The following is a 13,038-nucleotide window of genomic DNA, read 5'->3' on the forward strand; positions in this document are numbered from 1 at the left end:
TTAATGATTAGATCTGCAAGACCCGAGCCATGGCCTCATCGCCTTCTTTGGCGGTGTTCATCATCTTGACGTGGAGCTCGAATTGCTTGGCCAGGGCCAGCACCGAAGTCATCTCATCCACGGCGTTGACGTTGCTCGCTTCCTGGAACCCAGACACCAACTGCACGTTGGCATCGATGGGCGCCGGCTGGCCGTCCTTGGTGCGGATCGAACCGTCCAGGCCCTTGGTCATATTCTTCAGGTCAGGATTGACCAGCTTGATGCGGTCCACTTCAGCCATCACCCGCGGGCCTTCGCCCATGGCGCGGATGCTGATGGTGCCGTCCTGGCCGATTTCGATTTTCTGCTCCGGTGGCACGGCGATCGGACCGCCATTGCCCATCACCGGCATGCCGTTGCCGGCCCGCAGCACGCCCAGGGCGTCAACGTTCAGGCTGCCGGTGCGCACGTAGCTTTCACCGCCGTCAGGGTTCTGCACGGCCATCCAGCCCGGCCCGCTGACTGCCACGTCCAGGTCGCGACCGGTTTCAACCAGTGCTCCCGGGGTGAAGTCAGTGGCAGGCCGCTCGGACATGGCAAACGCCCGCGCCGGAAAGCTGTCGCCGAACACCGGCATCGAACGTGCCTGCTCCAGGTCTTTCTGAAAACCATTGGTGGAGATGTTCGCCAGGTTGTTGGCATGGGCCCGTTGCGCCAGTGCGTTCTGGCTGGCGCCGGTCATTGCCACATAAAGGTACTTGTCCACTGTCGTTCCTCTGCATGCCGGACGTTTGCCGCCCACTGCTGTGTTGCACAGCCTTAAGCAAATTGCAGACCAACTTTTTTCTGGCGGGCCAAGCCCCGGAAAATAAAGGGTCCCGGGGCGGCGCAGGGTGTGGATGCGTTATGTCGAAGTCGAAAAACCGGCGGAGTTATGCCGCTAGGTGGCAAGCGCCGCCAACGCATCGCCGAGCACATCGACCACCCGGTCTTGCTGTTCGTTCGTCAAACCGAGCCATAGCGGCAATCGCAACAGACGCTCGGAATAGCCGTCGGTTATTTCCATCGAGCCATGCACACGCCCATACCGCACTCCGCCGGGCGACGAATGCAGCGGTACGTAGTGGAACACCGCGTAGATGGCGTGGCTCTTGAGTTTATCAAGAACAACTTGGCGCTCGATACCAGGGGCCAGCAGCACGTAGTACATGTGCGCGTTGTGCTGGCAATTTTCAGGCACTATCGGACGACGCAACAATCCTTGCAGCTCAAGCTCTGCCAAAGCGCCATGGTAGTGTTCCCAGATCGCCAAGCGGCGGTTGGTGATGGACTGAGCCTCTTCCAACTGGGCCCAGAGGAAGGCCGCCGTCATCTCTCCGGGCAGGAACGAGGAACCCACCTCTTGCCAGGTGTATTTATCTACCTCACCCCTGAAGAATCGACTGCGATCGGTACCTTTTTCGCGGATGATCTCAGCGCGCAATCCCATTGCAGGATTATTGGCCAGCAAAGCCCCGCCCTCCCCCGAAATGACATTCTTGGTTTCGTGGAAACTGAACGCCCCAAGGTCGCCGAGGCTGCCCAACGCCCGCCCCTTGTAAGTCGACATCACGCCTTGCGCAGCGTCTTCCACCACCGCCAGCCCATGCTTGTGCGCAATCGCCAGGATCGTGTCCATCTCGCAGGCCACGCCGGCATAGTGGACGGGCACTATAGCTTTGGTCCGCGACGTAATCGCCGCCTCGATCAGGCGCTCGTCCAGGTTCAGGGTATCGGGACGTATATCGACGAAAACCGGCACAGCGCCACGCAGCACAAAAGCGTTGGCCGTGGAGACGAAGGTAAACGAAGGCAGGATGACTTCGTCGCCAGGCTGGATGTCCAGCAGCAACGCCGCCATTTCCAGCGCTGCGGTACATGAATGGGTAAGCAACGCCTTGTTGCAGCCTGTGTGCGACTCCAGCCAGCGATGGCATTGCTTGGTGAACGGACCATCACCGGCGAGCATGTTGCCGAACTTGGCCTGGGCAATGTAGTCCAGCTCCTTGCCGGTCATGAACGGGCGGTTGAAGAGGATCGTTTCTTTGCTCATTGCGAACTTCCCTGGGCGGGCATGGTAGTGAGTAGCACACAGCAAAAAACCTCAAACCGCACTGATCCGCCCACCGATCTGGCTGCCAATATCAAGGTTTTCATAGAAGTAGGGGGTAAAGCCGGCACTCTTCATGGCGAGCTGGGTTTCACCGATATCGTATTCAACCCGGTGCAGGTTGAACGCTTCGCCATCCCAAGTGGCGAAAGCTGCCCGGGGATCACCATCACGTGGTTGGCCAACTGAACCGGGATTGCAGTACGCCTTGCCCTCGCCGCTCCAAAGGTACTGGACGTGGGTATGACCCGATGCGAAATATTGGCCGGGCAACGGTGCAAAGTACGCCTGTGAGGGGCGCAGGTACTCGTCCAGCGGATCGTTCCAGCCACCATGGACGACGCTCAGTCCATCCTCTGTGGAGCGCTCCGGGAGCGATCCCAGCCAAGCCAGGTTCTGCGAAGTGACGACCCGCTGTTGATAGTCAAGGCAGGCATTGGCGCTATTGGAACGAGGGCATCGCTCATTCCTGGCCAGGTACCAGTCATGATTGCCCATCACCGAGAATATGTTTCGCTCGCGCAGGGCTTCGCAACACTCATTGACTTGACTGTAGTAACCGGCGGTATCGCCCAGGCAGATGATCCGCGACACCCCGAGCGCATCAAGCTTGGCAAGCACTGTTCGAAGGGCGCTGTAGTTGCCATGTACGTCAGAAATGATCCCGATCATAGACAATGAAATCCTCTATATAACGAACAGCGAAACCACTGCGAATGGTTGGCTGGGCCAGTGTCTTGCCGTCGAGGTAATAATCCAGGCACATCGCGGCCTCGTTGTAGCCAAACGCGCGACGTATCGAACTGGTCGAGGAAATACGCGGATTGATCTCGAGCAGGCTCCATGAGCCGTCCTTGCCACGACGGAACTGCAAGTTGGTCGGCCCTACCGGCTTGAAGGCACGGCACAGCCTGGCGACCACGTCGCACAGCGAATCGTCCTGGTACACCCAAGCCTTGGCGGTGGACCCATCGGAAGCCAGCTTGCGCTGGAAGGCAATCATTGGACCGGTATCGCCTCGACCGTCGCCAAACGCCGCCACCGTAAACTCATCGGCCGCGCTGCCAATAATCGGCTGGGCCATGAGGTACTCACCGAGCAGCGCGGCGTGGGGGATGAAATCGCCCTCCTCGCGAACCCAGACCAGCCCTTTGGAGGCATAGCTCCGGCGTGGCTTGAGCAGGAACGGCAGGCCCAAGGCCGCCTTGAGCGAGTGAAAATCTCCCGACAGCAGGCTGGGAATGCGACTGGCATCGCCCAGCGCCACCAATGCCTGGTCCATTGCCCACTTGTCCCTGGAAAGCTCGATCAGGTTCTGATTGTTGAGCACGACCTGACAATCAGACTCCGCCAATAATGCGCGGTGGTCTGACAGCCAGTGAAGATCCTGTTCGATCCCGGGAATGAGCAAATCGACGTGGTACCGCGCCAGCGTATCGCCCAGCCATTGGCCGTACCCCGGGTCGGCGGTCAACGGAGCTTGCGCGAACACATCGCTCCAGCCGCGACCGACCGCATCATCATAGATATCGGTGCCAACCAGGCGAACGGACGGGTCCGCCGCACGCAACGACTTGAGCAGGCCATAACCCATGATGGCGCCTACGCCAGTCACCATGACGGTCTTCATGACAAGCTCTCCCGGTGCGCCCTCATCAATTCGAAGCCCCGGCGAACGTCTATTCGCGGGATAAAACCAATTCGCTCATACAGCTCATGCGCTAGGTCGAAAGGAGGCAGATCAGGAATGTCGCTTTTCTCCGGCAGGAAGCGCACAGCCGACGGTTGGCCAAACGCCTCGAAGGCGGCCTGGGCGATTTCCGAAAGACGGGGGGATTCGGGGTGGCCGCAGTTGTACAACCCAGCAATGCCCTTCTCCGCCAGCCGCGCGCAGACCTCGGTAAGATCACTCAAATGCAGGTAATTGCGCCTGGCGTCATTGCGACCATACAACTCGACGGTTTGCCCCGCCTGCGCCTTGTCCGCGATGGCGTACAACAACGGTTGATGAGGCCGGCATTGCTCGCCGCTGTCGTAGACCTGGCTGATGCGCAGCACCGTCAACGTCAGGCCGCGCTCCTGGCAATACAGGCTCGCCACTTCCTCGGCATGACGCTTGGACAGCGAATAGATGCCGAAGTAGGGATCCGTCGGCCGGTCGCAGGCCGAACGCGACGACAGGAGAATGAAATGACGCGCCCCGCACTGTTCAGCCAAGCGGCAGGCCGCCAACGTACCGACGCTGTTGACCTGTTCGGCGCGCACCAGGTCGTCCGGCTGGCGACCGCCGAAATCGGCAGCGACCAGCACGACGACGTCGAAGCGCTCGTCGCAAGCGCAAGGCTCATGGCGGCTCAAGTCAAAGGCAATATCGGCATCCCGGCGCCCCGCCAACTTGACTTCGCCAAGGCGCGACAACGCAAGGGCGACCGCACCGCCGATGACGGATGTACTGCCAATTACGAGGCTTTTCATGACGGGGCGACTGTTGCTTCAAACATCAGCGCACAACTGAGCTCCGGATAATCGATGCCCACAGTGCACATGGCCTGGACGATGTCCGCCCCCAGGTTCAACGCTTTCAGTTGTCCGGTGGTGAAGGGCTTGAGGAACACACCTTCCTTGCGCACGACCTGGAGCCCGGCGGCTTCCAGTTCAGCGGTCAGGGTCTGTAGCGAGTAGCTGCGCACATGGCCCAGTTCCAGATCGCCACTGCCCAGCGCCATCATGTCGCCCAACAGTCCAGCCGCGTGACCGAACCGTCGATGCAGCGACTCGCCATTGGGAACCAGCACGAAGCAGCGGCCACCCGGCGCAAGAAAATGCTTGAACCGTTGCAGCACGACCTGTGGATCCTCGACATGCTCCAGCACAAACCCCATCACGATGAGGTCGAAACGCTTGTCGGTGTCGAACGTCTCGAAGTAGCTCTCGACGACTTCGGCCGCATTGTCCGGGTACTGGGCCTTGAACTGGGAGATCACCGAGGCGGAGCCATCAATGACCACGTGTTCGCGGAAAAACTGCGAAAAGCGATGGGTGCTGAAGCCATGGCCAACGCCAAGCTCCAGCAAGCTTTGCGCCTGGGTGCAGAGCGCCATGATGCGCTGGGGATACCAATTGAGAATGATGTTGTTGTCATACGCGTAGCCAAAGCTGTCGCTGTAGGCGGCGATGAACGTATCCAGATCGTTGCTCATGTCACATGCACTCCGCTGCGCGGCAAAAGTAATAGTCAGTACGGATCAATCAGGCAGCCAGGCTTGTCGCCAGGCCTCCAGGCGCTCGCCTTCGAGCAGCCATTGTGTCCGCACGGTCGATTGCAAGGCGTCCCCCAGCGTCGCAGAGGCTTCACGGTCTTCCAGATGCAAGCGAATCGCCCTGACCCAGTCTTGCGCCTGGTTATCGACTCGCGTCAGCGGCAAGACCTCGCCCCCGACGAAACCGGGCACCCGGCTGCAAATGACCGGATGTCCGCATGCGGCATGCTGCAAGACACGCAAGTCACCTGAACAGGCGTTGCCGAGGGAGTGCGCCATGGGCACAAGCGCGAGGTCCAGGTTCAACGCGGCCAGGGCCGTTGCCAATTGCTGCTGGGGGACATTGGGGTGCTGCTCTTTCAGGAAAGGCTGCAACGCCGCGGGGCAGTCACCCAGCACCACCCAATCCACTTCGCCGGCGAACGCAGGCACCACATCGGCCAGCAATTGGGTATCCTTGCCGCCCAGCCAGCCCAGGCGCGGCTTGGCCCCCACGCGTCGCTTGCCTTGCACACGCCCCCACGCGGCCGGCAGCAGGGCTTCCAGCACGCGAATGTCGTCGTGCTGGCCTTGCAGCAGTTCGGCCAGCGCAGGCGTGGGGACCAGTACCCGATCGACCTGCAGCATCCCGAACCGCAGGCGCTCCAGCAGTTCCTCGGCGGAGCAATCAACCTTCAAGTCCATTTCCGGCAAATACCCGTCCAGATCGTAGACCGTGAACGCCTTGGAGAACGCCCTCAGGCGGCTCAGGGCCAGTAGCCCGGCGTCATCCAGAGGACGCTGCAACACCACGGTAGTCGGCGCCAGGCGCTCTATTTCTACCGGCGACAACAGACTCGAAACCGCCACGCCTTCGACCTGCCCCGCTTCAAGCAAGGTACTGAACGGTTGAACCAGTCGAGAATAGGCCGCTACCTGCTGATCGGTGACGCAAACCAGCATCCTCGGTACGCTGCCTTGCAACGGATACCAGCACAGGTCCGAATTTTCCCGGGAGAAACCTTCGCCGGCGCGCAATGAAAAATTAGCGTTGTAGGCAGGGTCGTGGGCCAACTGCGGCAACCAGCGCGCCAGCATGGCGTCCTCCTGCTCGCTACTGGCGCGCAGATTTGACACAGCGTCCATCAAAATACGTGCGTAGGGCGTCCAGACGTTCAGATAACCTGCCCGCTGCAACTTCAGGCACAAATCAACGTGTGTCCAGGGCGCCAGCAATGGATCGATGTCGAAGCCGCCGGCCTCAAGGAACAGCGCTCGACGCAACATCAGGCATTCGCCGCCCACCGCGGAACAGTTCTGCTCAAGCCCAAGCCGCCCCATGTCACTCGCAGCCTCAGCTGACAACCCCCCGAAAGCCCCGCCGACAATGCCCCCAAGTCCCAATACGAGTCCGGCCTGGCGCACACGCCCCTGGCTATCCTGCAACTTGCCGCCCACCGCCCCGATTTCCGGGCGCTGGGCATGATTAAGCAATGCTTGCAGCCACCCCGCCTCAAGCACAACGCTTTGCGCATCGAGCCAAAGCAGGTATTCACCCCGCGCGTCTTGCGCCGCCGCGTTGCACATGGCCGCACGAGACTGTCCCGGCATGAAACGCAATGCCTGGAACCGGCCTTCGCCCATCGACTCGACCAAGCCCAGCCACTCGAGTAATGCGGGGTCATCGGCGCCCGGCTCGATCAGCAAGACTTCAAAATCCACAGCGTCAGTCTGCATCAGCAAACTTTCCAGGCAACGCTGGAAATTATCCAACTGCCCTTCCAGATAGATAAGGATACTGACCGAGGCCTGTCGCTCGTGCCCATAATCGACACGATAACGACCTGGCTCCAGTGCTATCGCTTGGGCCTGGCCATAGCCACGCGCCTGTAAGTGGGCGTCGATGGCGGCGCGCTCATCAGCGCATGCCGACTGCCGCAGCTCGTTGGCGATCAGCAGGGGTTCGCTGACATGGCCAATGCTCGCCATGCCTTGCTCGCTGATCAGGCGCAGCTGATAAGCCAACTCGAAGGCGCCACCGCAGCCATTGTCAAAACCGCTCAGGCGCATCAGCACCTCACGACGGTACATCCAATGACGGGAAAGGCTGGAGGGAAACGCCAGGAGTAAATCCAGATTGAGGTCGGGCCGCAACGAAAGGTTGACAACCCCGCCCATACGCAACGCCTCGTCGGCGAACACCGCCAGACAACTGTCAGGCGCATCGAGCAGATTCAGAGCCATCATCAGCAGCCCCGCAGCGGTGAGCTCTTCGCCCGCCTCGACCAGCAGTAACCAGTCGGTCTGGGTGCTGGCGAGCAAGCCGTTGATCGCTTCCACCGGCTGCTTGGGATCGCACGCCAACCACTGGACATTGACACGCCCGGGATCAGCCTCCCCCATTACGCAAACATGGAGGCGCTGGTACAACTGTCGATCCAGACTGTCCAGGGTGTGCGCCAGCGCCAATCGATTGCCGTCATCACGGACCAGGACAGTGAAGCTCGGCGCCGCCGAGCTCGCCAAACGTTCATTGATCAAACGCAACTGCTGCGCCAACGGATAGCGTTGACGCAACCAGTCCAGCACACCCAGACGGTTACCGACGGCCTCTCGGGCAGCCGTCGCCTGGGTCTTGGCGATAAACACATCCAGCTGCTGCCAGAACGACGCGGTGCGTTCAACGTAACGTGGCAGGGCGTCATCAAGGCTTGCTCGGGCCTGATCCAGCGCGTCCGGCTGATCAAGCATGGCAAAGCCGACGCTGCCAAAGAAGCTGGTGTCGAGCAGCGGCTGGTCGACGCCATGTCCCGGAATGAATATCACCGGACATCCACACAGCACGGCCATTACGCAGGTCATCGACCATTCATAGGAATACATCACCTCTGCCTTGCGCAGTAGCTCGGCCAGCTCAGGCAGGGATACAGGATTGGCCATGCTCAGCAGACGAACATCCGCTGGCAGCAGCGAGTAGTCGACCTGATCCAACGGGTGGCGGTTCTGGTAGAGATAGCTGCCCTTGCGCACGGCGCCAGCGCCCACCGTCGAAAACATTTCGATATCGACCGCCGGCAGGCACAACAGGTCGCCGGCAAGGTCACCACGGTGCTCGGCGAGCCGGGCCGCGTAATAGAACAACAAATCGGTGGGCGCGGCGTTCATGCCTTTGCCGGTGAGAAACCCCTCGAAATTCAACAGGAAACGCGCCACGACCGGACAGTTGAGCGGATTGCCTGGAAACACTTCGGGGTAAACCGCGATCGGCACCTTGCCCGATGCTATGTGGCGCTGCTTGATTGCGGAGGTGATCACTGGCGTCTTGAGGTCTGGATTGACCACTTCGGTGCCACAGATGTAAGCCTCACGACCACTGAGATTGAGCATATGGCAAAGGTAATGCAGCGAGACGACGCCCGACGACGACTCACGGTATGCCGGTGCCAGGAAGTAATATGGGTGTTCGGGCTTGGCATACATCAGCCGCAGGCGCGCCAACGCCTGTTCGTGCGAGTAAGCGTCCAGCTGCGCGAGGTTCGACATCGGGTGCAATCTCCAGAATCAAATCAATCAGGGGTGTCGCAAGGCCCGCTCAGGCAGCCCCTTTCTTCAGAAAAACCGATGCATCCGCGCCGGTGTTGAATAACAGGTCGATGACACTGACCGCATGCTGGAAGTCGCCATACACCTGCGGATATTCGGGGTAACCGGCATAGCTCATGTACGACACCGTGATCCCATTCGCAGCGAAGGCCGCTTCGTCGAGGTAGTGACTGGCCGCAGGACCGGAAAGGTATTCGTTGGCACCGAGGGTCTTGCACAGGTGAATCAGGCGCTCGTTCCTGCCCTCTGCGCCACCCAGTTCCTCGGAACGGTAAAGTGGCGTGTGAATCCCCAGCAGGGGGCATAAGCCGGCGATGAAAAGTTGATTGATGCGGGTCAGATGGGTGAACTCGGCAGCCTGTTCGTAGAGCGCACGGATAGGCGCCTCCATCTGGGCGAAGCATGGCGCGCGGCGGTAGCTCTGCTCTATTGTCTTCCAATGCGCCGGGGCCCAATCTGGACTGGTGATCTGGGCTTCATTGATCAACTGGCCGAGACGGCCCTTTGTCTTGACCGGGATACTTAGCCAATGCTCGCCTTGGGCAGTCTTGATCTTGTTACGGTTGCGCCAGTCGTTACGGGTGTACTGCACATCGTCATAGAGGATGAACGCATCGACGCTGTGGATCATGTCGAAATAGCCCTTCCAAGGGATGTAATTCGACTGCACCACGGCTATTTTCTTTTGCATCCTGAACCTCACCACGCGGCGGAAACCGGGCTTTGCCCTGTCAAAAAATCGCCACCCAATAAGAAAAAGCGTGGACAGGACGGGATATAGCAAATCCCATACCATCTAGAATTCGGACTTGCCCACCTCATACTCACGCAGCTTATTAGCAATGGTCGTATGAGAAACCCCCAGCCGCTTACCGAGTTGCCGACTGCTCGGATGCTCGGAATACAAACGTTCCAGCACCGCTTTCTCGAAACGCCCAACGATCTCGTCCAAGCCACCCTCAAGGGAAAAATCGCCGAGGGGTTGGCGTACGCCGTAGTCCGGAAGGCGGATATGTTCGGCCTTCACCGTCCCGCCATCGCACAGGGAAACCGCCTGGAACAACACGTTTTCCAACTGCCGGACGTTGCCCGGCCAGTGGTAGTGACTGAGACGGTCCATCGCCGCCGGTGCCAGCCTTGGCAAAGGGCAGCCGATCTGGCGACTGGCCTGGTCGAGAAAATGCTCGACCAGCGGGGCCAGCCCGTCGAGGCATTCCCGCAGCGGTGGGATGTGCAGGGAAAGCACATTCAGCCGATGGTACAAATCCTGGCGGAATTCGCCTCGGGCACAGAGTTCGGACAAATCGACCTGGGTCGCGCAGATCACCCTGACATCCAGGTACACCTCTTCATCACTGCCTACGCGGCGAAAGCATCCGTCCTGCAGGAAGCGCAGCAGTTTCACCTGCAAGCGCGGGCTCATTTCCCCAACCCCGTCGAGAAACAGCGTGCCGCCCGCCGTCAGTTCCAGCAGCCCGAGCTTACCTTCGGCCCGGGCCCCTTCGAAGGCGCCGGGGCCGTAGCCGAACAGCTCGGTCTCGGCCATGGATTCGGGCAACCCGGCGCAATTGAGCGCCATCAGCGGCGATTGCCCGCGCGGGCTCGCCAGGTGACACGCGCGGGCCAGCAGTTCCTTGCCCGTGCCGGTTTCGCCTTCGATCAACAGTGGCGCGTCCAGCGGCGCCATGCGCCGGGCCTCCCGGACCACCGCTGCCATAACCTTCGAGCTCTGGAAAATACTGTCGAAGCCGCGCAGTTCCTGCTTACGCACGTTATAGATGCGTTCGCCCACCCGATCAGCGCGGTGCAGGGTCAACACCGCGCCGGCCATGGCCTCGCTGTCGTCGTGCTCCGATTGCAGCGGTGCGATGTCGGCCAGGAACACGTCGCCCTTGACCTTGACCCGCAACCCGTTGATCCGCGATTGGTTGGCGCGCACCAACTCAGGCAAGTCGAAATCCTCGGCGTAGCGGGACAACGGGATTCCCGGGACCTCGTCCACTCGCACCCCGAGCAATTGCGCCGCCGCCCGGTTGGCCGCGACGATGGAGCCACCCATGTCGATCGACAACACCGGGAACTCCAGGGCGCCGAGCAAGGCGTTGAGCTCCATGTGCCGACGCTCGCTGGGCATCAGGCCTACGCGCTTGACGCCGAATACCCCGGCAATGCCTTCGAATTTCGGACGCAACGCCTGGAACTGGATGTTGATCAGGTTCGGGCAGTGCAGGTAGATCGCGTTGCCATGCTCGCCTCCCACTTCACCTCGGGCGACGTTGATGCCGTATTCCACCAGCAGGTTGAGGATATCCCGCAGGATGCCGATGCGGTTCTGACAATGGACTTTGATACGCATAAGAGGCCCGATGTTTGTTGGAAATCCGTGGCAAGCAAGCTTGCTTCCGCCCGTAGGAGCTGCCGAGCGAAGCGAGGCTGCGATCTTTTCGCAGACTGTTAAATCTCAAGCGAAAAGATCTAGATCAAAAGATCGCAGCCTTCGGCAGCTCCTACACGGTGAGGACCGGTTGCTCGCCATGAGGTTTTTTGCATGGCGGCGCAAATAGCCGTCAAGATTATGTGACAGCTGTAGGAGATTTCCCAAGAAAAAATGCCTGGAACACCGTACCGCGCCGAGATACGTAACGAAAACTTTACGATATTTGCGCTTACGCACCGCCGGACGCCAGGACAGCCTGCTGCGAACACCGCTGCTTCGAGTTATCTCTAATGCATCGCTGGACATAACAACAAACCAGTAAATCAGCAGGAGAGCAGCATGAAGCAGACGCAGTACGTGGCCCGCGAGCCCGATGCGCAAGGTTTTATCCACTACACCGCTGAAGAACATGCGGTGTGGAACACGCTGATCACCCGCCAGCTCGAGGTCCTCGAGGGCCGTGCGTGCCAGGAATACCTGGACGGTATCGACAAGCTGGGCCTGCCCCACGACCGCATTCCGCAGTTGGGGGAAATCAACAAAGTGCTCGGCGAAACCACCGGTTGGCAGGTTGCCCGGGTGCCGGCGCTGATCCCCTTCCAGACATTTTTCGAATTGCTCGCCAGCAAGCAGTTTCCGGTCGCCACGTTTATTCGCACCCGTGAAGAACTGGATTACCTGCAAGAGCCGGACATCTTCCATGAGATCTTTGGCCACTGCCCGCTGTTGACCAACCCCTGGTTCGCTGAATTTACCCACACCTACGGCAAACTCGGCCTACAGGCATCCAAGGAAGAACGCGTCTATCTCGCTCGCCTGTATTGGATGACCATCGAGTTCGGCCTGGTCGAGACCCCACAGGGCCGGCGTATCTACGGCGGCGGCATCCTGTCCTCGCCCAAGGAAACCGTGTACTGCCTGTCGGACGAGCCGGAGCACCAGGCCTTCGATCCGCTGGAAGCCATGCGCACGCCTTACCGCATCGACATCCTGCAACCCGTGTACTTCGTGCTGCCCGAGCTCAAGCGCCTGTTCGATCTGGCCCACGAAGACATCATGGGAATGGTCAAGCGCGGCCGGGAACTGGGCCTGCACGCGCCGAAATTTCCACCGAAAGCGGCGTGAACCGCCATTTTTGATCTCAATTGAGTCTGTTGCACGACACGGCTTTGCTTTAGCGTGGGTGCATCGACGTTTTCCAAATATTCGATCCGGGAACCCACCATGAACACTCTGAACCAAGCCCATTGCGAAGCCTGCCGCGCCGACGCCCCACAGGTCAGCGACGAAGAACTGCCGGTACTGATCAAGCAGATTCCGGACTGGAACATCGAAGTGCGCGACGGCGTGATGCAATTGGAAAAGGTCTTCCTGTTCAAGAATTTCAAGCACGCCCTGGCGTTCACCAATGCGGTCGGTGAGATCTCCGAGGCCGAGGGGCATCACCCAGGCCTGCTTACCGAGTGGGGCAAAGTCACCGTCACCTGGTGGAGCCACTCCATCAAGGGCTTGCACCGCAACGACTTCATCATGGCCGCTCGCACCGACGAAGTGGCCAAGACCGCCGAGGGCCGCAAGTAATGCATTTCGATGCCATCGGCCGGGTGCCCGGCGACCCGATCCTCGGCCTG

11 protein-coding genes are annotated in these 13,038 nt (G+C 60.2%); 2 read left to right on the forward strand and 9 right to left on the reverse strand.

The window, feature by feature from the left end:
• Window positions 1-7: 7 nt before the first annotated feature.
• The 9 genes from OC610_RS02455 to OC610_RS02495 all read right to left on the reverse strand — a co-directional run bounded on the left by OC610_RS02455 (window position 8) and on the right by OC610_RS02495 (window position 11,326).
• Window positions 8-745, reverse strand: coding sequence for a flagellar basal body rod protein FlgF (locus tag OC610_RS02455; RefSeq protein WP_003199043.1), 738 nt, complete (start codon window positions 743-745; stop codon window positions 8-10).
• A gap of 174 nt (window positions 746-919) precedes the next feature.
• The gene (gene rffA, locus OC610_RS02460) at window positions 920-2,071 is read right to left on the reverse strand and encodes a dTDP-4-amino-4,6-dideoxygalactose transaminase (RefSeq protein WP_264426336.1); all 1,152 of its coding nucleotides are present in this window, start codon (window positions 2,069-2,071) and stop codon (window positions 920-922) included.
• A gap of 51 nt (window positions 2,072-2,122) precedes the next feature.
• Entirely contained in the window at window positions 2,123-2,800 is a 678-nt protein-coding gene (locus tag OC610_RS02465) for a metallophosphoesterase family protein (protein ID WP_264426337.1), read from the reverse strand.
• A complete protein-coding gene (locus tag OC610_RS02470) occupies window positions 2,781-3,758 on the reverse strand; it encodes an ATP-grasp domain-containing protein (protein WP_264426338.1) in 978 nt (325 codons plus the stop codon). Before OC610_RS02470 ends, OC610_RS02465 begins: the two co-directional genes overlap by 20 nt.
• A complete protein-coding gene (locus tag OC610_RS02475; protein ID WP_264426339.1) occupies window positions 3,755-4,603 on the reverse strand; it encodes an NAD-dependent epimerase/dehydratase family protein in 849 nt (282 codons plus the stop codon). The genes OC610_RS02470 and OC610_RS02475 overlap by 4 nt, the downstream gene beginning before the upstream one ends.
• The gene (locus OC610_RS02480) at window positions 4,600-5,328 is read right to left on the reverse strand and encodes a class I SAM-dependent methyltransferase (protein ID WP_181287442.1); all 729 of its coding nucleotides are present in this window, start codon (window positions 5,326-5,328) and stop codon (window positions 4,600-4,602) included. Before OC610_RS02480 ends, OC610_RS02475 begins: the two co-directional genes overlap by 4 nt.
• 45 nt (window positions 5,329-5,373) lie before the next feature.
• Window positions 5,374-8,910 carry a glycosyltransferase gene (locus tag OC610_RS02485; RefSeq protein WP_264426341.1) on the reverse strand — a complete coding sequence of 1,179 codons (3,537 nt, stop codon included), beginning with the start codon at window positions 8,908-8,910 and terminating at the stop codon, window positions 5,374-5,376.
• A 49-nt stretch (window positions 8,911-8,959) separates the two neighbouring features.
• Window positions 8,960-9,661: a WbqC family protein gene (locus OC610_RS02490; protein ID WP_264426342.1), complete on the reverse strand. Its 702-nt coding sequence runs from the start codon at window positions 9,659-9,661 to the stop codon at window positions 8,960-8,962.
• Between the two features lie 105 nt (window positions 9,662-9,766).
• Window positions 9,767-11,326: a sigma-54-dependent transcriptional regulator gene (locus OC610_RS02495; RefSeq protein WP_181287445.1), complete on the reverse strand. Its 1,560-nt coding sequence runs from the start codon at window positions 11,324-11,326 to the stop codon at window positions 9,767-9,769.
• A gap of 375 nt (window positions 11,327-11,701) precedes the next feature.
• Here OC610_RS02495 and phhA point away from each other — a divergent pair, with 375 nt between their 5' ends.
• Window positions 11,702-12,532, forward strand: a complete 831-nt coding sequence (gene phhA, locus OC610_RS02500) for a phenylalanine 4-monooxygenase (RefSeq protein WP_264426345.1) — start codon at window positions 11,702-11,704, stop codon at window positions 12,530-12,532.
• A gap of 99 nt (window positions 12,533-12,631) precedes the next feature.
• The gene (locus tag OC610_RS02505; RefSeq protein WP_030141118.1) at window positions 12,632-12,988 is read left to right on the forward strand and encodes a 4a-hydroxytetrahydrobiopterin dehydratase; all 357 of its coding nucleotides are present in this window, start codon (window positions 12,632-12,634) and stop codon (window positions 12,986-12,988) included.
• The last annotated feature ends 50 nt before the right edge of the window (window positions 12,989-13,038 follow it).

Source organism: Pseudomonas agronomica (genome assembly GCF_025917275.1).
Classification (GTDB): Bacteria; Pseudomonadota; Gammaproteobacteria; order Pseudomonadales; family Pseudomonadaceae; genus Aquipseudomonas; species Aquipseudomonas agronomica.